13 protein-coding genes are annotated in these 19,454 nt (G+C 48.6%); 4 read left to right on the top strand and 9 right to left on the bottom strand.

The window, feature by feature from the left end:
- The 4 genes from H6F68_RS09075 to H6F68_RS09060 form a co-directional block, all read right to left on the bottom strand.
- Positions 1-1,455: lipopolysaccharide assembly protein LapB (locus H6F68_RS09075; protein ID WP_190558320.1), on the bottom strand; the 1,455-nt coding region annotated here is incomplete at its 3' end.
- Positions 1,407-3,326: a ShlB/FhaC/HecB family hemolysin secretion/activation protein gene (locus H6F68_RS09070; protein WP_190558318.1), complete on the bottom strand. Its 1,920-nt coding sequence runs from the start codon at positions 3,324-3,326 to the stop codon at positions 1,407-1,409. The genes H6F68_RS09075 and H6F68_RS09070, both read right to left, overlap by 49 nt.
- Entirely contained in the window at positions 3,323-7,792 is a 4,470-nt protein-coding gene (locus H6F68_RS09065) for a filamentous hemagglutinin N-terminal domain-containing protein (protein WP_190558316.1), read from the bottom strand. Before H6F68_RS09065 ends, H6F68_RS09070 begins: the two co-directional genes overlap by 4 nt.
- Before the next feature lie 93 nt (positions 7,793-7,885).
- Entirely contained in the window at positions 7,886-8,122 is a 237-nt protein-coding gene (locus H6F68_RS09060; protein ID WP_190558314.1) for a hypothetical protein, read from the bottom strand.
- A 794-nt stretch (positions 8,123-8,916) separates the two neighbouring features.
- Here H6F68_RS09060 and H6F68_RS09055 point away from each other — a divergent pair.
- From H6F68_RS09055 to H6F68_RS09040, 4 genes are all read left to right on the top strand, one after another.
- Entirely contained in the window at positions 8,917-9,540 is a 624-nt protein-coding gene (locus H6F68_RS09055; protein WP_242065423.1) for an alpha-ketoglutarate-dependent dioxygenase AlkB, read from the top strand.
- Positions 9,541-9,707: 167 nt separating this feature from the next.
- On the top strand, positions 9,708-12,260 hold the full coding sequence (locus H6F68_RS09050) for a DEAD/DEAH box helicase (protein WP_190558312.1): 2,553 nt from the start codon (positions 9,708-9,710) through the stop codon (positions 12,258-12,260).
- A 33-nt stretch (positions 12,261-12,293) separates the two neighbouring features.
- Entirely contained in the window at positions 12,294-13,190 is an 897-nt protein-coding gene (locus H6F68_RS09045; protein ID WP_190558310.1) for a helicase-related protein, read from the top strand.
- A complete protein-coding gene (locus tag H6F68_RS09040) occupies positions 13,187-15,811 on the top strand; it encodes a hypothetical protein (RefSeq protein ID WP_190558308.1) in 2,625 nt (874 codons plus the stop codon). The genes H6F68_RS09045 and H6F68_RS09040 overlap by 4 nt, the downstream gene beginning before the upstream one ends.
- Positions 15,812-15,840: 29 nt before the next feature.
- Here H6F68_RS09040 and H6F68_RS09035 read toward each other — a convergent pair whose 3' ends face one another.
- The 5 genes from H6F68_RS09035 to H6F68_RS09015 all read right to left on the bottom strand — a co-directional run bounded on the left by H6F68_RS09035 (position 15,841) and on the right by H6F68_RS09015 (position 19,080).
- Positions 15,841-16,779: a ParB/RepB/Spo0J family partition protein gene (locus tag H6F68_RS09035; protein ID WP_190558306.1), complete on the bottom strand. Its 939-nt coding sequence runs from the start codon at positions 16,777-16,779 to the stop codon at positions 15,841-15,843.
- Positions 16,773-17,552 (bottom strand): AAA family ATPase, encoded by a 780-nt coding sequence (locus H6F68_RS09030; protein WP_190558304.1) that lies wholly within the window; start codon positions 17,550-17,552, stop codon positions 16,773-16,775. Before H6F68_RS09030 ends, H6F68_RS09035 begins: the two co-directional genes overlap by 7 nt.
- A gap of 179 nt (positions 17,553-17,731) precedes the next feature.
- Positions 17,732-18,076, bottom strand: a complete 345-nt coding sequence (locus H6F68_RS09025) for a hypothetical protein (protein ID WP_190558302.1) — start codon at positions 18,074-18,076, stop codon at positions 17,732-17,734.
- 65 nt (positions 18,077-18,141) lie between these two features.
- Positions 18,142-18,354, bottom strand: coding sequence for a hypothetical protein (locus tag H6F68_RS09020; RefSeq protein WP_190558300.1), 213 nt, complete (start codon positions 18,352-18,354; stop codon positions 18,142-18,144).
- A gap of 9 nt (positions 18,355-18,363) precedes the next feature.
- A complete protein-coding gene (locus H6F68_RS09015; protein ID WP_190558298.1) occupies positions 18,364-19,080 on the bottom strand; it encodes a hypothetical protein in 717 nt (238 codons plus the stop codon).
- Between the last annotated feature and the right edge of the window lie 374 nt (positions 19,081-19,454).

The following is a 19,454-nucleotide window of genomic DNA, read 5'->3' as shown; positions in this document are numbered from 1 at the left end:
TTGCAGCAAAGCCAACATCTGTTCTTGAGGGCTCGTAGTTGGTTCAATACGAGTTTGGCTGTTGGGCACAGGTAGCAAACTGTGAGCCAGGCGCAGACGGGTATAAAAGGCTGTGTGACTTGGAGATAAACGATTGAGTTGATCGATGAGATCAGGCAGTTGAGCTTGCTGGTTGATTAGTGGCTGTTTGAGGTCTTGACGTAAATCTGCGATCGCCTCTAGTGTTGCCTTTTCATGAGGAATTTCTGGATTAGATGCTTGCTGCTGGAGTTGAGTTTCTTGACGCTGGAGCCAGCGATCGAAATCGATCAAGACACTGAGTTGGCTGACCTTTGCTTGAGCTGAAATTAAAGCATCAGAACTTTGAGCTGCTTGCTCATAGGCTTGTGAGATGGTTTTTACTTGCGTTAGTAAATATTGCGTTAGTAAATAATTAGAAAACTGAGTCGGTTGTCGCTCGCAGGTATCCTGAATCTGTCGCAATTTATCTTGAGCTGTATGACCCAGCAACAGGGCAATTTCTACCCGCATTTGGGGAGAGGAAGCTAGAGCGATCGCTTTTTGCAGAAGATCAGTGGCTTGATCGAGATAATCTACTTTGGTCCCTGCTGAGGCAGATAAAGTCACTCCGCAGTGCTGCCCCAACTCTGATACTGTTAGAGTTTTGGATTGTCCTGCCTCCTGAATTTCAACAAAGCTTACGATGCGGACTGCATTACCCAAACTCCGCAAACAAGTGGCTTGCAAACTCGGATCGGTTGTCAAGGCTGCGGGACGATTCTCAGACAGCTTCAGCAATTGCTTGAGGGCTTCTCGGTGTAACCCCATCTCTTGGAGCGTCAGGCTGTGTCCAAGTTGAGTGCGAACCGCTCCCGGCTCATTTTTAGCTTGACTATAGTACTGAGTAGCTTGATTCCAGGCTTGCGTCGCTAACTCAAACTGTCCCATGCTAAAGTTCAATTTAGCTTGAGTTTCCAACGCTTGTGCCTGCACTGATAACCAGGATGAGGTCTGCGTCGAACTCAATTGTGCTAACCGGATGCTGTTGGCAATCGCAATTTCAGCTTGCCGCCAATCAGCTCTCGCTTGATGGATGAGGGAGAGATTACTCCATGCCTGGGTTTGCTGAAGTGTATCGCCATTCACTCGAAATTGCTCAATCGCTTGTTTTAGTTTGGATACTGCCGTTTCCAGATCTCCTTGTTCATAAAATTGCTGCGCTTGCTGACTCAATATTGAACCAGAATCAGCAGGGGGCTGTGCAACTGACGATTGTGCGATCGCCGAAGCTTTAAAGCGAGAGATTGTTAATCCGAAATTGGGTAGCAAGCTCGGAAGCAGTGTCAGACTCCAAGCAAAGGTAAAAATTAAAACATACTTGATCAACCAGCTTTTGCGATGAATCGCTAAAAAGGATTGAACTCGACTGAGAAATACAGCCCACTTTCTTGCCATGTGCGTTTACTTGAATCCACCCTGATTAAAGGAATACCCCAGTCTAAACGAGCACTAAAGTTATTACCCTGAAGTAGTTGTACACCTAAACCGATGGCAGCTAAATGATCTGGATCAGGGTTCAGACGATTTCCTTGGTTCCAGCCCACGCCTGCATCTACGAACGGAATAAGCTGTACTGCTGTCTGCCACTCTGGAATCTGTAAAATAGGCAGGCGAACTTCTGCGGAAGCAAAGGCTCCACTATCACTCAGCAAGGCATCTTGACGGTATCCCCGCACACTGCCAAACCCACCTAACCCAAACTGTTCTACAGATAATAAAGGGCGATCGGCTAACTGAATGTCGCCACGGACTAATAAAGTAGGCGCTACAGAGAGACTAGTTGTTGGGCGACCCAATAACTGCACCCATTGCGCTTGCCCTCGCCAAGAAAAAAAGCGGCTGTCAGGTGGCTGATCGTTGATGGTAGACCCTAAAGCATTGAGCCCAACGCTGAATTGCGATCGTAGAGCAATGGCTTGATGACGACTGCGATGGGTATATTCTTGAAAAAAGCGTAATGCGGAGACACTCGTCTCTCCCTGGTCATTGGCACCCGGAGTGAGCGCAAAAGGGTCTCCAAGTAAAGAAGTCTCGTTGTTAGTATGAACTGCCGTTAAACCAAGGGCGAACTCATTTTGAGGTTTGAGTACCAAAGGTTGACGCAGAGTGACCTGATAGTACTTTGACCGTGAAGTGATGTCTAAAACATCGAACGGTTCCTCAACTACATAACTTTCAGCGTCACCATAATTGAGACTTAAGGTGCCATTGCGTGGATTGATGGGTAGAGTGTAGCTCAGGTCAATTGCATCACTACCTTGGGTATTGGTATATGTCACACCGATGCTATCTCCAAGACCCAGCAGATTGGCTTCTGTGATGTTCATACCTCGCCGACTGCTACCGACACTGGGTGATCGCCCATTATTTGCAAATGCCTGACTGTTGAGCGTATCCGCTTCTTGAACTGTGATATCGAGGATATTCGTGCCAGGTTCTACATCGGCGGCCAGTTCTGCTGAGATCCTGCCAATTAAAGGATCAAGTTGTAATAACTGTAAAGCCTCTAACAATCGGGGTTGATGCAAAGGCTGACCCGTTGCTAGTGCCAAACGAGAGCGAACATAGTCAGAGTTTAGCCGCCGCAAACCCTGTACTCGAATCTGGCTGACTCTTCCTTCGAGCACTTGAATGATTGGCGCAGCACCATCAGATGTAAGTGGAGGTTGCTCTTCTGGGACAAATGCCCCGGTAGTCAGATAGCCCTCACGAATATAAAACTGGGTGATGACATTACTCGCCCGATATAAGTCGGTAAACGTGAGAGGTTTCTCCAGAAAGCCTGCCTCTTCCAACTCCTGGTTCAACCGCTCATCAGAGAAAGCAGTATTTCCCTCAAAGCGGAACTGAGTCACTTTTACAGTTGCTTCTGTTGGTTCCGCCTCAGAACTCGGAGAAGTTGAATCAGGGGTTTCATCCTCTGGAAGCTTTAATGGTGGAACCTCAGGTAATTGTGAGGGAGGGATAGGCGTAGGGACAGCGGGAGGGAGCGGTTGGCGTAAATCAGCAGGCGGTGGTGCAACGGTTTGAGCGATCACCTTGGGTGGTTCGGTCAGTAACTCTAAGGCGATAGAGGCTGGAGCTGAGCGATCGCTATTGATCAAAACACCATTTGGTATCACTGGAACCGTTGCCCCGTCCGTTGCTTTAGCGACCGAAGGAAAGAGCAGCCACCCTAACCCCACACTGCTCAAGCCAATAGCCCAGCAGCACAATTGATTCCAGCGGCAGTCAGGCTGGAACCGCTGCCTATTTAAAAGCATCATAAGCGACGACCCGATTGGCAAAATGAAAGTGCAGTGCCAGATCGGGGACCAACCAGCACCAACTCTCCATTGGCGTTTCTCCGCCATCCCGTTGCAGCCCTGATCGCGCTCATCTGTGCTTCTGTCGCATCAAAATTCGCGGCATTAGATTCTGTGCCAATGTTGCCCCAAGGAACCTGTACTTCACTACCTCCTACCGTATTCCCTGGGCCAGGATTCACGCCGCCTCGCCCGGTTTGATAAAATTGTGTGACTCCTGTCGTACTGCTGGAAATTGCTGGATTAGGAGCACAGGCTGGTGAGATATCTGGGCCAGCTAAGCGGTCATCTAGTGGAGGCGTGGGTTGAGGATTGCGGGTATCAACGTTTAGGGCTCCATTCTGCTGTCCGTAATTCAAAAAGTCACTCAACGGCGTTTCCTCACCCTGAAAATCATTAAATGTAAAGATTCCCTCAGCGCGTGCAGTAATATCTCCCCCTCGACCTTCAGGGGCATTAGCAATAATATCGCTATCCTCTGAGAGGACCGCAAAAATGAGCCCACCCGCTTGCAAAAATAGATTGCCCCCATTCCCACTACCTACGGCGTTGGTGCGGATATCACTGTCTCGCCGCAGACGAATCGAGTCTTTAACGGTGAGAGAGATATTGCCACCTTGCCCAGAGGTAATCGTGGCAATTAAGCGAGTACCATCTGCCATAAAGACATTGTCTGCCTGTACTTGGATATTGCCAGCATCTCCTGACCCATTACTGCTAACGCTAATCTGCCCGCGATTTGCTAGAGTTAACTCTTCAGTTGTCACAGAGATATTGCCACCTTGTCCAGAATTAATCGTGGCGTTGAGGCTACCACCATTGGCGATCGCGACCTTATCCGAAGTGACCTGAATATTGCCAGCATTTCCAAGCTCACTGCTGCTGACACTGATTTGCCCGTTGTCGGAAACATTTAACTCTTCAACATCAACATTAATATTGCCACCGCTGCCAGATCTGATCGTGGCGCTCAGGTTGGCTCCTTGTGTCACCGTTGCCTGTTGTGCTTTGACTGCAATATCTCCAGCAGTGCCAGACTCTGCCCCGCTGACACTGATGAGAGCATCATTACTAAGAGTAAAGGTTCTGGAATTAAGTGCAACATTGCCGCCTTGTCCAGAGTTAATGGTGGCAGTGAGCTTAGCTCTGTCGGTTACCTGAAGGGTATCAGCGACGATTTGAACATTACCTGCACTACCAGTCACGTTGCTATTGACGCTTATCTGTCCATTATTGGTGAGCAACAAGTCTCCTGTTTTAATATCAATATTTCCACCTCGACCTGCATTAATTGTTGCGGCTAACTGACCTCCGTCTGCGATCGCCACCCTATCGGAAGTGACTTGAATATCTCCTGCATTTCCTGTGCTAGTACTGCTAACAGTGATCTCTCCCTTGTTATAAACTTGCAATTCTCCTGTAGTGATGTTAATTCCTCGTGCGTTTCCGGCTCCTTGACTGTCGAAAAACAGCCCACTACCCGCCCCATCTATCTGCACCGATCCACCTGGTGCAACAATGTCAATGACACCACCCCGACCCGTTCCTCCAGCTGTGGCAGAGATTTTTCCACCTTGTGTTACCTGGAGTTGTGATGTTTGAATATTCAACCCGCCAGCGTCTCCGGCTCCGAAAGAGTCAAAGGTGATGCGGCTGAGGGTACTTGCATTGGCTTGTCCACTAACCTGCACCTGGCCAGACTTGACGGTTAATCGCCCTGCCTCACCAGACCCGGTTGTCCCAGCGGAGATTTGCCCCCCGTCTAGCACTGATAAAAGTGGAGTATTGATCGTCAAAGTCCCTGCATTGGCATTCCCAAAAGTATCCGACGATAAGCGGCTAGAAAGAGTACGATCGGGTGTTGCTCCCACGACTCGGACTGATTCGATAGCGTTCACTGTTACATCTGCGGCAAACCCTCCACTCGGGCTACCAGCCCCGACAGAGCCATAAACTTGTGCACCATCTCGAATGGTCAGTCGCCGAGTATTGATTGCTAAACTGCCAGCTTCCCCATTACCAAAGGCACCGAGGGAGAGCGTTGTTGGCACCACAACATTACTGGGAGCAATCTCAAAGCGATCGTTGCCAATAAACTCAATAGAGCCATTAGGCGCATTTAGGGTGACGGTGCCAGCTTGCCCTGAATTTAGACTGGAAGCCGAGATTAGCGAACCCCCTTGGGCTATAAATTTCTGGGTGCTAACAGTGAAGCTACCCGCATTACCTAGACTATTGCTACCTGTGAAGATGAATCCTCGGTCTAGGGTGACCCGATCGCTCACATTCAGATCGATCGTTCCGCCAAACCCGTCATTAGCTGGTAGCGTTGGATTTCCAGTAATTGCCGAAAGTTGCCCTGTATTCTGTAAATCTAGCTGGCGACTATTAACTGTGATTGTTCCTCCTGTCCCTTCTCCAAAGGTATTCACCGAAACATCAGCACCATCGCGAATGGTCACTTGATTGGCATTGTTAATGGCGATCGCCCCTGCATTTCCCGTACCCGTCGTATTTGCTGATACTTTCACGCCCTCTTGAATCGTGACCTGATTTGAACTTCTGATGTTGATGTTGCCTGCTGCTCCTATGTTGGCAGTGTCTACCGATACCTTGGCTCTATTCTGAAGTGTCACCTCGGGAGCGCTGAGATCGATGTTGCCTGCACTACCTACCCCTGCTGTGTTGCTAGCAATGTCACGATTGATCAAAATTCCTTCTTTAGCCAATACCGTAAGTTTCCCAGCGTCCCCTGTAGAAGATGAAAGATTAATCGGTGCATTAATGTTGGCTGTGCCCCGAGCGTCAATCACCATCTCGCTGATGCTTCCACTATTAACACTTGTAGTACCAACCCCAGGAATGACCGCAAGCGGGGTATTGATGCCATTAAAGACTAGAGTGGAATTGAGATTGAAATTAATGTCACCTTCCACCGCACTATTAGGCCTGTATTGGTTGGTCAGTAGAATCCTTCCATTGGGGGCTGCCATGACAATGTCCCCAATGTTGATATCTGGAGGCGCGCTGGGCTGCTCTAATATAGTAAACCCAGGACTAAGCCTACTCACAGGAGCCAATGTTGAAGCATTGACAATTCCGGTAGAGCCAAAAGCTGTCGTTCCAGCCCGGATATCCAGCGTTGGAAACTGCGTGCCATTAATCGTTGTTGAGGAACCATCGGACAAGCGAACTGTAGCTTCATTGGGCGTTGCGATTGGATTAATAGTGCGGCTGAGGTCTGGATCGCTCCCTATAATTAAGACACCTCCTCGAATATTGACCTGTCCCCCAGCTAGAATATGGAGAGAAGCTCCAGAATAAGCATCAAAGTTCACATCACCACTGGCACGAATGATCGGGTCGTGAGGGCTGTAGAGATCTCCTAAAGTTCCATCTAGCTGCTCAATGCGGAAGTTGCCACCTGTCCAGTAGTGGGCATCTCCACCCACTTGATTTTGCGATCGCAAGATTAAATCTCCTCCAGCCATCAACCCGCTCTCAGGATGATTAAGGGCAAAAATATCAATCGCCTGATCACCTTGAACAGATAGTATCTCTCCTGACTGGATCACTAGGGGATTCAGCAGACTATCTCGCATTTTGACAGTATCTTGAGCTTGCAAGCTGAGGTCAGTTTGGGTGAATAATTGGCTTTCAACTAGGTTGAGGTCTTGGGAGGCATACAGCGTTGCCGAATGGGCTTGTAACTGTCGTACCTCTGCATCCCCAGAGACCGCTTCTACTCGCACATTGCCATTTGGTGCTTGGAGTTGTCCAGTGCTGGTAACGCTCCCACCTGCGAGTATTAAATCTTTGCCAACACTCAAGATGCCTGCATTGCTAATTTTGGTTGAACCGACAGAACCATACTGCAACCCAACGGGAACTTGGCTTGTGAGCAGAGGAGGGGCTTGTGGATTGCTAGCACTGAACACATAACCATTGTCAAACAACCAGCGATCGCCCGTACTGGCTGAAAGTGAGCCTGTAATATCTAGACGAGCATGAGGCCCAAATAAGATCCCGTGAGGATTAAGCAAAAATAAGTTAGCATCTCCTAAAACACCTAGAACGCCCATGATCCGAGAAGGGTCACTACCTGTCACCCGACTAAAGATGTTAAACACCCCGATCGGATTGATAAAATAAGCACCTGTTCCTTCGGTAATATTGAACTCTCGAAAACTGTGAAACAGATTGTCCCCCCGGATTGCGCCCCCTTCTATTTGCACAGCAGGTATTCCGCGAATCTGCAAAGTCGGGCTCACTGTTGAAGTTTCAGAACCCAGGCTGTTATCAGGTTGAATTTGGGCTAGTACTGCCGGGGTATTATTTAAGACTAAACTGAAGAGTAAGGTTCCTGCTAGAGAGTACTGCTGTTTCGGTAAGGAGTTGAAGCAAGCAAAGAAGTTAATAAATTGCATAAGGCACCCTCGTAGCAGCAGTACATTTGCTGAGATTGAATTTAAGTATAGTTTGTAAGCATGGTTTGATTGAATACTGAGCCGCTTCATCCTCTAAGCAGACTCCGCGTCTTGACCGACGTTTGCTACCTGCTGGTATCTCGATTGATGAGACTCCTGTTTGACTTCTCCTTCCATCACTCCTCGCTGTAATTTCATCAGAGCATAGATATTTTCTCGACTGCGTTGGTGTTGTGATAATCGCCGGAGTTGCGCCTCCACTGCAAGGGTCAAATACCCCGACTCAATAGCCTGTTGAACTAATGCATGAATTGTAAGTATACCAACCATAATCCTCCAAACTTGTTTACTCCTTTTAATAGGACTCAGGAGTTCAAGGTAAGTTTTATGCATAGAGATAAAAGGCATATCAGCTGTTACCGATCAGACTCCCAAATTGTGGGGGCGCTCGTGCAACTTAGCTGCTAAGAGATGACCTCTCAGGGGCAACGGAAAGCTTAAAGTCTTTGTGCATTCAGGAACCAAGACGCAAGACAGGAAAAAGATAGGCTTGCTACTTGACTTCAAAAATCCTGCCTCCAGTCTACCAAGCTCACCTGCAACAGTACCTTAGTTTTCGTCATTATCTACTTACGAATCTGCTTGTATCCGACATTCCGCTCTTTGAAGTGTCACATAGGGGTTGAGCCCGATGATTTTCTCTGGATTGAGGGCTAAGAGAGTGCGGTATTAGCAACGAGTATAGTTGTGTAAAATCTCGACCATCTGGGAATAGCCGCCGAGCTGTAGAATGAAGCAGTGCTTCATCAAGGGTTACTTCTACGAGCCTCATACCCAAGTTGAACCAACAAGAGTGCCCACCCATGTAGAAGACGAGAGTCGTACGAAATCAAATGCTGAAAAGATCCTATGCTCTCACTGCTTGAGAACAGCAATCAATGGTATCCAGTGCAGGGCATGTATGTCGCGGATAGCGACTATTAGAGCTGCATCTGGCAGAGCCACTAACCCCAATCATCAAATTCAGGAGTTTACCTCGGGACATCAGGTAACATCAGCAGCTGACTCAGAAGTAACTACAACATATTCGATTCAATCTCAAGGGGAGCGCCGTGGACGAGCAAATGAGCCTCTGGCAAACCGTAGAAGACCCCCCAAAGCTATTGCCTCAACTTTGGGAAATGCCGGATGCTAACATCGTCTTCTATGAGCAGCTATTTAGCGCAGAAGAAAGCGATCGCCTGTTCGCCAAACTGGATCTAGAGATTCAGTGGCAGCAGGATTATATCCATGTATTCGGCAAAACGATCCCCCTGCCCAGGCTGACAGCTTGGTATGGGGAGGCAGGCAAATCTTATATCTACTCCGACATTGAGATGCATCCTGCAGCTTGGACTTCTACTTTGTTAGAGATCAAAGCCAAAGTCGAAGCTCATTCAGGCGTTACATTTAACAGCGTATTGCTCAACCAGTACCGAACTGGGCAGGACAGCGTAGCGTGGCATAGCGATGATGAGCCAGAACTGGGGCAAAATCCGATTATTGGTTCAGTCAGTTTTGGCGGAACACGGCGATTTATATTGAGGCATAAATACCAAAAGGAACAAGCTAAAGTCTCAATTGACTTAACTCATGGCAGTTTTCTGCTCATGCGGGGGACAACTCAGCATTTCTGGCAACATCAGATCTCTAAAACCGCCAAGCTTGTCAAACCTAGAATCAACCTCACCTTCAGAGTCATTACATGAGGGGTGTTACCGCAGCTGCTCCACGCTGAATGGGAGGGGACATCAATGAGGGTATAGCGAGCAACTCTTTTTCGGTACAGGATGGAGCCAATTGGAGTTGACAGCGATCATTCAGGGAACGCTACAACTAGCTCCCCGGATTTCCCTCACCACTGAGTTATATAAGCATGGCAAGTCAGGCCGTCCTGCAGACCCTAGAAACTCTCATTGCTCCTGGAAAGCGATCGCAGTTATCTCCATTTGTCGAGTCTGCTCAACTTTCAGTTCTGTTTGAGCAATTCCCAAACGCTGCAAAGCGCTCCGAATCGATTCATGAGATTCTCAGGCAGAACAGCCAACGCATTGAGGAAATCGCTTATGCGTGGGTTCACTTTGTCGAGGGAAAGCGAGATTTCAGGCAGCAGGACTATTTAGCGGATGATTTTCTCAATGCGTACCTCGCTTACTACTTCAGTACCAATGTCTGCAAGGTTCAGCTCGTTTTGCTGGATTTAGTGCGCGATGACCAGCTGCAAGGGCAAATCAAGCTGCTGGATATCGGTGTCGGGACAGGGACCACAGCCATTGCAGTTCTAGATTTCTTGCTCGTCTGGGGACAAGTATGCCAGCTGCATGGTCAACCTTTTCCCATCACTGGCGTGAGTTTGGCTGGAATAGACGCTAGTGTAGGTAGCCTGAGACATGCAGCCAGAGTCGTCAATGCTTATGCCGAGGCATTACAGCAAAAACTAAACTTAGCCCAGAGCCTGCCGCAAACAGAAACGTTGGATGATTGCTCTGACATTGCGCAGCTGGTTCATAGCTGGGCCATTTCTGCAACCTGGCATCTTCAGAATCTGGAGGTGCAGAATACCTTAAGTTTCGACTACGAGCCAAATTTAGTGATTGCAGCGAATGTCTGGAATGATTTGCAAGAGCAAGGTCAGGCAAATTTCGATACCCTATTACAACACCTTCCTGCCCAAGCGATCGCGATCGTTCTCGAACCCGGTCATGAATGTGCAGCAAAATCGCTCATGAGCTGGCGCAGGCAATTTTGCCAGCAGAACGAACACTTCAGAACTTTAGCCCCCTGTGGCCAGGAGTTTGGGTCTGCACTCCCCCAAGCCTGTACCTCCTGCTGGAACGGACGCCGTGAAGCATTTCACCAAACTGCTCTGTATCAAGCATTTCGCCAAGCCTGTCAGCCGCATTTAGGAGATAAGCGCAGCTTCGATCAATATGAAAACAAACTGCTCTCCTGGAGCTATGTAGTTGTTGCGAAACAAAGCGCTACAGTAAGCCAGGTGACCCCTCAAGCATTGCGACCTGATCAGCTCATTGCTCAAGTTGAGCTACGCTACATCGGGTCTTACAAAGATAAACAGCCATTCACTCACGCTCCCGATCAAGCACGCTCGAAATTTTCGGAATATCTCAAAGTCTGCCCTGCCACGTTTGCAAATGTTTCCAAAATTGCCTTTGAGCGCGAACTGGGATTTCAGATCCCGCGACTGCGGTATGGCCAAGCCTTGACTGCATCCCATATTCTTGTCAAACAGCTCGCTCAAGGAGTTTATAAACTGATCCGGACCGATACCACAGCGCTGCGTGGGCAAGAGCTGTTGGCTTTAGAATCAGGATTTTTGGATCATTACGATCGCAAAGCGCAGTGGGCGATCGATGACATCGCGTATCGACTTTTTGGGTTTCCCCAAATGAGAGAATTTCAGCATAGGATTCTCAGCCGTTCACTTCAAGGGCAAAACATTTTGGGAATCGCCGCCACAGGTGGCGGTAAAAGTGAGTGCTTTATTTTGCCTGCCATGCTGCTTCCGGGGATCACGATTGTCATTGCTCCCCTGAAATCGCTCATGGTGGATCAATTTGAACAACGCATCAAGCGGCGCTACGGCTTGGACTATCTAACAACCTACATCAATGGGGATATCGACTTCGCAGAGCGGCAAGCACGGTTGCAGCGAATGGAGCTGGGCTACTACAAACTGGTTTACTTCACACCAGAACAACTCGAACGCGGATACGTATTGGACAGCCTTCAACGAGCTAACCGAAGCATCGGCATTCGCTATCTGGCCATGGACGAAGCTCATTGTATTAGCCAGTGGGGACATGATTTCCGTCCCAGTTATCTTAATATCTGCCACCGGTTCAGAGAGCATCAGATTTATCCTTGCGTCATTGCTTTAACTGCAACCGCGAGTCCTAAAGTCCGCCAAGATGTCTGCGAGGAATTAGGACTTAATCAAGCGAGGGATGTCTTTGTTCACTCATCGAATCGCCCCGAAATCAATTTGGTGGTTCGGGTGAAGGGGAGTACTGAAGACAAGGTAGACGATATTCTAGGGGAGCTTCATCAGCTAAAAACCGACAACCGCAATAACCAACAACCCGGTGCGGCGATTGTTTTCATGCCTCACACGGGCGGTAATCCTGAAAATGATTGGGCTTATTTACCATCTTTTCAAGAAAAAGTACCTCAATTCCCCCCGATCCAGTTTCCAAAAGCCTTACAGGGAAAGCTTTATTACGATTCCCAGCAACAAAAGCTGGTTCTACGGGGCGTTCTCTTAGACCAGGAGCAAGCTCTCCTATCCCAATTGTCTGCTCATCCCATCTACCAAGAAACCCTGCAAAGGTTGATCAACAAATCTCGATCAACTCAGCAAGGACGGCTGAGTGCTGGAGTCACTGCCTTTGCTTCGTTTCTAGAGCGCTAGCTGCATCATCGGGTGGCAATCTATCATGGCAAGATGGCAGCTGAAAGTGCTTCTCTTCAACTCGGCAGCGACTCAGGGCTAGAAGAGGAATTAGACGACCTCGAAGCAAACCTTACCGATTGGGGCGATCTCAGGCATCGAACCCGAGAAAGAGAGCAAACTGCCTTTATTCAAGGGCAACGAGACATCATGGTTGCCACTAAAGGCTTTGGGATGGGAGTGGACAAACCCAATATTCGTCTCGTCATTCATCGATCGCCCACAGCAAATTTAGAGGCTTATGCGCAGGAAGCAGGGAGGGTGGGACGCGATGGCGAGATGGCTACGGCAATTCTCTATTACAGTCCTGAACGCCCGGTTGAGACGATCGATCTTCATCAAGAAGGACTGGCGACCTGCAAGCTAAAACCCCTACCGTCAGATCACGATATTCAGCAGTTTTTTCTCAGCGATCGCTATATTCGTCGAGAAGACGTACAAGTGATGCAGGCCTTCCTTCAGACAGTCCAGCGTGGCGTCACGGTTCCCAACGGAGACCGTTCGGGCGTAAATCGATATCTCTACTTCACCAGTGATGAGGTGATTTCATTCTTTGATCAATGTACTCAACAGCCATCCTTAGCGCGTTTAACTCAACGCTATGAATGGATTGAATTTGCACCCCGAGAAACAGCAGGTAGAGAATCTGAAGAACACCAGCGCATTCTCGATCGAGGTTACACGTACAATCAGAAAACCAGTTACATCAATCGGATTCTGGCTGCGCTCTACCGGATTCGCCCAGATGTCCCATCTGTGGGTAGGCATTTGACACTCATTGCAGTGTTCAAGAGACCGGAGCCTATATTAAAAAAGCAGAGGTCCGTCGTTGGGACAAGATTATTAAATCCAACGCTTATTTTGGCGAGATCTTGCGGCAGCGAGGCGTGAGTCAACCAGAGTTTATAGATGCTTTAGAAAAGAGTGATCTTTTGAGCTTTGCTCGACGGTTGGGAATGTCGCTGAATGAACTAACCGCCATGCTGGGCGATATTAAAGCGTGCGAGGGAAGCTATAACTCAAATCATCGTTGGCACAGTGATTTACTGGATTTCTGGTGGATTGAGTCCCCAAAATTTCCGCCTGCTCCTGACCTCAGCCCATCCGTGCCTGAACCGGAACGATTAAAAGTGTGGCGAGACTATGCGGGTGCTAAGAGTCGAGCCTCCAAGAAGGGAGCTCAGGAGCGGGCAGCGAAAGCTAAGCGCAGAGAGCCCTCGGTTGATGATTGGTTTTCTTGGAAAGAACTCAATAGTTCAACAGGATGGGAAATTTCACCTGGCAATGCCTTTGATGACCAGGACAACTTTGAGGCGTACTTGGAAGCTTTCATGGCGTTGCACAATGAACGCGAGGCAGATGACTGGGCTTCTTATCGGCGTTTACTGACTAGCTATGTGGGGGTTGGCGAGGATGGAACCATTCTCCGTAACCCCAAGCTCAAGCGCTGTCTACGAGCTGTGATGCTGGGTTACCTCAAAAGCTATGAGGTGATTCGGGATGGCAATTGCCTGAGTTGCAATGGTTGCCTTCCTGATGAAAATTTTGAGCAATACACGATTGAGCAACGTCGTCAGGTCGTGGTTCGGCTGCAGCCTGGAACAGAAGCACTCCTTGACCAAACGGAACATTTTATAGAATCTTTTCCACCCGAAATCCTGATCCATGAATTGTTTACTGCTATCCAACAAGAGGAAGCACTGGGGCGATCGCTAACTCAGTATGTGGAAGGCTGGTCAGGGCGGTTGTTACAAGATACGCCAGATCATCACGCTGCCTTGCTGATCCGGCTGAAAGCAATGGTTGAGGGAATGTTTGCGCTGCAACCTCAGGAATTTTTAGCCAACGCCAAACGGTTAGTTCGTCTCAGCCGCAATGAAGATCAAAGTCGAGTCGTGTGGCAGTGCCTCGCCAACGCCCAGGAGCTATTGCCTGATGAACCCGATCTCTACCAGTTACAAATACAACTATGCCATCGATTGAATTGGCCCGAGGAAGAAGCATGGAGAATTAGCAGCCTCATTACGATGCTTGAATCAGATCCATCCCAGCAGGCTGAATTAATTCATTTATATACCCGTCTAAAAGAACTGCATGCCCCCGACGGCATCTTAGAAAATCCCGATCAGCATCAAGCGTGCTTGATGGCGCTGGCACGTCTAAGCTCCGATGCCCTCGAAGCGACAGAGTTCTATACTTCTGCTGGGATTGCTGACTGGTCTTGGCAGGATATCTTGCAAGAGATAGAGATTTGCAGCGCTCAATCCCAGCCTTCAGTGGTCATGGGTCTACTGTGTGCCTGGGTCAACCCAACGGCAGCCGGTGACCAACAACGTCCAGAGCAAGTGGTTAACTATTTAGCGACCGATGGCGGGTCGATCGCCCAACAAATCACTTCAACAGATGCAGAGCAACTCGTTTCACGGATTGGTGTTCCGGCCCTCAAGGTTCACCCTCATCTAGCAGCTCTTATTGCCAGTTCCTTATTGCTTCATGACCCTCAAGAGGTACAACCCGTTCTAGAGTTAGCTCTCATGGCTCTCGTAGAAGGTGAGCCGCTTGCCCCAGAAGTGCTACAAAACATGATTTCTCCTCTCCTAACCTACATTGATGAGATTGATGCTGAAGCAAATGACTTAGAAACAGTTCTTGCTGCTTTAGCCGTCTTTTTTCAGCCTAGGAACGCTACAGAACTAGACAAATGGTTCAGGCTGTTTCCACCTGCAACTTATCAAGCAATTCCGTCTTCTTTATTCACACGCTTACTGCAACACTCATCGGAGATTGCGGGCGAAATAGCCTCGCCTGTCCTTGATCAATTAGAGGCAATTGTTAACGCAAAAATCCATCAAGCCGAGCTAGAACTCTCAGTGCATGAGAGCTGGCTCGCGATTTGCAGGCAATTACCAGAACGGCTCAAGCGATATATTGAGCAATGTGCTTCAGCGAGTTCCCCTCAATTCGAGTGGGCAGAATCAGCTTTTGCGGCTCTCTTACAAGTACATAGTTCGATGGCTAGTCCCCATCTAGAGGCACTTTTCAGAACGGCTGATACCCAACGAAGTTGTTTTCCCCGTAGGATTGCACTGGCTGCTGAATGTTTTAGTCTCATACAGCGTTATATCAGTGAACAGGGTGACTTGCGATCGCCCACCCCCGAAAGCCTGCATGCGCTTCGCCACTGCTTCAATCCTCGTAGCAGTGTGGATCGCGCTGATATGTTTGTAGGTGCCATTGAGCAACTCGGTAGCCACTTTAGAGTATCGCCCTCTTGGATGACTCCCATTGCCTTAAAAGCAGAAGCTTTATGTCAGGCTCATCGGTTTTCTCAAGCCCAGAGATTAGCTCTTCAATACCCTATGTTGCAAGTTGGTAGAGAACGAGAACCGCTCCTGCAAGTCATTCAGAGAGAACAGCAATTTGGAGATGAACGCAGCGTCGGCTCTGAAGTGCTCGATTATCGAAGAATTCTGAAAATTTGTTTCTTGAGAGGAACTATCTATAGACATTGATTCTCTGAGGTTGAAGCGTTAGCCTAGCCCTATTCTGGCCCCTCTTGCAGGAGTGATTCTATCTGCGCGAGTAGCTTCTCTAATTGCTTTTGTTTTTTGGAATCATTCCAAATCTTGGCTTTTTGTAATCTCCGGGTCGCGTCCCCCATCCGTTCTTTAAGAGATGGGGTTTTTGGAGTTGCGGCTGGGCTGGCCTGAATACGCTCTCGAATTTGCGCAAGTGAGAGATTATCCGCGATCGCTGCTTCTAACAAAGCTTGACGTTGAGTTTCATCTTTTAGCCGTGCAATTGCTCGAGCCTTAGTGTACTCAATCTGCCCCTGACGTAGCGCTTCTAAAATAGTATTGGGCAGGTTCAGAAGAGGTAGACGATGGCTGGAAAATGATTCCCAAGTCATCCGTCCAACTGATTGAAACACATTTTCAATCAGTTGGATTTGAGCTTGTTGTTCGTTTCCGACAACGTTGTCGGAAGATTTGGCTAGCCGATGAAGTAGCGAGGGAACCTCTTGAGTATGAACTTTAAGCTCTAGAGCCAGAAGGTTGATGACTCCCTCTGTTTCTTCGACTGGATTTAAATCTTCGCGCTGCAAGTTTTCGATGAGAGCTAATTGCAGGGCTTCTGGATCGGTGAGCTCACGAACCACAACTGGAACGTGAGCTAAGCCAACTGCTTGAGCGGCGCGATAACGTCGTTCTCCTGCAACCAGTTCGTAATTATTGGCTGATAGAGGACGTACCAGTAGCGGCTCTAGAATTCCATGCTCCTGAACAGATTGAATTAAATGCTGCATTTTGTCGGGGTCGAAGTACCGACGTGGCTGCTGCTGGGAGAGAATAATTCTGGATAACTCGATTAAAGACTGTTCTGTAGAGCTTTGAACCTTCGTCGTTGATTCGGTGGGTGTGAAGATTCCAAGTTCAACTTCGAACGGATTAATTCCCAATCCACTTTTTCGCTTTACCAACGCTTGAGTACCTCGTTCATTAATTCTCGGTAGGCTTTTGCTCCAGCACCATTAGGGTCATGCTCAAAAATCGAGCTCCCAAAGCTTGGAGCTTCCGAAATCTTAACGGTATCTGGAATGATAGTCTTAAACATGCGATCCCCAAAGTGATCTTGAAGGGATTTCAAAACGTCTCGACTAATGTTTTTGCGACCATCATACCGGGTGGCTAAAACCCCTACAATTCGGATTTCATGTTCTAGAAAATTCTTTACTAAGTCGAAAGCGTATTCGACGCCTCGGATGCCTAGCAACCCAACATAGCTCATATCGACTGGAACCAAGACGCCATCGCTAGCCTTTAAGGCGTTAATGGAGAAGACCCCGATATTGGGAGGACAATCAATCAAAATACAATCGTATTGCGCCTCGATCGCGCTAAGCGCACGCTTCAGTAAATTTTCTCGCCCCGGTAAGCCTGAGATAGCAATTTCTTCGACTGCTAGCAGAATGTTAGATGGCAAGATATCAACTCCATCTGGGGTTGAGACTATTGCCGCTTTCAACAATGTCTGGGTTTCCTCAGGAGCACTCTGTAATACATCTTTTAATTGGGTCTCTAACTTCCAAATAGGGATACCAAGAGAAGCACCAGATGTTCCCTGGGGATCAATATCAACCAGCAAAACTCTTTTTTTCTTCTTGAACTTAACAAGACCGGCAGCAAGGTTGGTAGCGGTGGCAGACTTGCCAACGCCCCCCTTCATATTGAAGATTGCAAGCTTTTGAGCCACGGGAAATTAGTAGAAATACGAAGTTACTGGTGAGTTAGAAAAATCATACGTCCTTAAGGTGATTTTTGGACTGTTTCAACCGTCACTTTTATGATTGCACTGATACACTAACTCATCGCTGATCGCAGCCGCGAATTTACTTGGGTTGTTTTGCAGGACACCTTGATACCTTCTAGCTGCTAAAAGTCTCCTTGTTGCTCCAGGCTAAACTCCCCGGGTAACAGGGCAAGCCAAATCTGAATTAGGGGCATCTGGAGCGATCGCTGAATCTCTAGTAATGAAACCTGGAGCTGAGGATGCTGCTGTAGGCATTGGGCGATCGCTTGAATCCAGGTGGTGACATCTTCCTCATGCGCCATATCTATGGCTGAGTTCTGAGCTTGCTCTAGGTGGATTTGGTTTAAGAACTCCAGCAAATTCGTTTGCGCCACGAGACCGACAACGGGATTAGCCGATTGAGGAGTCTGCGGTTTAGGTACCGCTGCGGGCAGTAGCTCATCCAGAGTAACGTTATACTGAGCCACACCACCTCTTGCAACAGGTCTGCGCTCAAGATAGGCTCCCAGGGGCTCGAGTCGTATTGTTCCTTCTAGCCATCGAGGAGCTGCTCGGCTCGGCAGACATAGATATCAATTAGCTGAGCCAGTACATCCTCTGCAACCTGTAATTGCTCCGCCTCCGGTAAGCTCGGCGAGATGCACTCTAATTCTTCCAACAGCGCTTTCAAGTTGGCCGCAGCGGGGTTAGCGATCGCTTGCTCAATGGCCTGGGTGAGAGGGTGCTGGGAGTGCTGTGCTGGCATATTGATCCACTACACTCTCAAGGGACAGGGTTCGATGGGACACTGTGCCACTGGTACTTCCTTAATTACATCCTCGAATCGAGTCACACCAAACTGCTGAGCTAGGGATGCCAGCATTTCCTTGATATACGCACTGACGCGATCGCCTTTGAGGCCCATGCAGTGAATTGCGGGTACCACCGCAATCGGTTGATTTTCCTGCCACACTTCGGCAGCGACGGCATGAACGGGAGCGTTGGTCTGTTGGCGGTACAGCACGAGAATGGCAGCAGGTGCGATCGGCACTGGAGGGGGTGCCACTTCCAGAATGGCGGTTGATGGCGTCTCGTTGTGCTTTGAATACTGCTCGTGTGCAGAGCGTTGATGAGGCTTACCGCCTCTCAAGCTGCGGTATGGGGACGGTTCTAGCTTGACGATTTGAGCTTGCAGTTGATTGAGTTCGCGCTCGAGTTTCTGAATTTGTTCTCCTCGGCGGCAAGCCGCGTCATAGCGAGCAATATCTCTCACGGGCACATACATGCTCTTTTTACCATTCGGGAGGAGTTTCCCTCTACCCGCTCTTAATCTGGCGTACTTTAAGTCTTGCTTGGCGCTCTGAGAAGCAGTCCCGCCAGCAGCAGAGCGTTCCAATCGCACCCCGATGAGGTAGTCCCCCTCCTGTTTCAGCCCTGCGATCTGAGCTTCTAAAGCTGTGAGGCGTTGTTGCAAGCTTTGAAGGGATGGCATCGCTATTCGTGTTACATTATCTTTTCTGTAAATGTAACACGAATAGTGACTGACGCGGCAAATTCTCAATGCCGCTATTAAGCTGTGAGGTGATCGAGCATCTATGCGGATCGCCTTTCCAGCGAGAGCTCAATGTCCTCTATATTTGTGGAGTTGTTGAGCAAATACCCAGACTCAACAGAGTAGATGAGGGTCTCGTGCGATCGCCTATCGGTTAGGTGAGGAGTGATAGTCAAGAATTTTTGTTACTCCAGCGTCAGGTCAAACAATGGCTGCAGGCTTACTGAGCGCGGCGGCAGAATTAACCTTCTTTTGTTACTACGGTGAGAGGAAACTGATCAGTTGCACTCAAGCCACTTTGAGTTCTGCCACTT

It is taken from the genome of Trichocoleus sp. FACHB-262, assembly GCF_014696035.1.
In the GTDB taxonomy this organism is placed as follows: Bacteria; Cyanobacteriota; Cyanobacteriia; order FACHB-46; family FACHB-46; genus Trichocoleus.
The sequence above is the reverse complement of the archived record's forward strand: the minus strand, read 5'-3'. Positions and strand labels throughout refer to the sequence as shown.

Coding starts and splice junctions, on each gene's coding strand:
- H6F68_RS09070 (WP_190558318.1), bottom strand. CDS start 3,326: ATGATGCTTTTAAATAGGCAGCGGTTCCAGCCTGACTGCCGCTGGAAT.
- H6F68_RS09065 (WP_190558316.1), bottom strand. CDS start 7,792: ATGCAATTTATTAACTTCTTTGCTTGCTTCAACTCCTTACCGAAACAG.
- H6F68_RS09060 (WP_190558314.1), bottom strand. CDS start 8,122: ATGGTTGGTATACTTACAATTCATGCATTAGTTCAACAGGCTATTGAG.
- H6F68_RS09055 (WP_242065423.1), top strand. CDS start 8,917: ATGAGCCTCTGGCAAACCGTAGAAGACCCCCCAAAGCTATTGCCTCAA.
- H6F68_RS09050 (WP_190558312.1), top strand. CDS start 9,708: ATGGCAAGTCAGGCCGTCCTGCAGACCCTAGAAACTCTCATTGCTCCT.
- H6F68_RS09045 (WP_190558310.1), top strand. CDS start 12,294: ATGGCAGCTGAAAGTGCTTCTCTTCAACTCGGCAGCGACTCAGGGCTA.
- H6F68_RS09020 (WP_190558300.1), bottom strand. CDS start 18,354: ATGCCAGCACAGCACTCCCAGCACCCTCTCACCCAGGCCATTGAGCAA.
- H6F68_RS09015 (WP_190558298.1), bottom strand. CDS start 19,080: ATGCCATCCCTTCAAAGCTTGCAACAACGCCTCACAGCTTTAGAAGCT.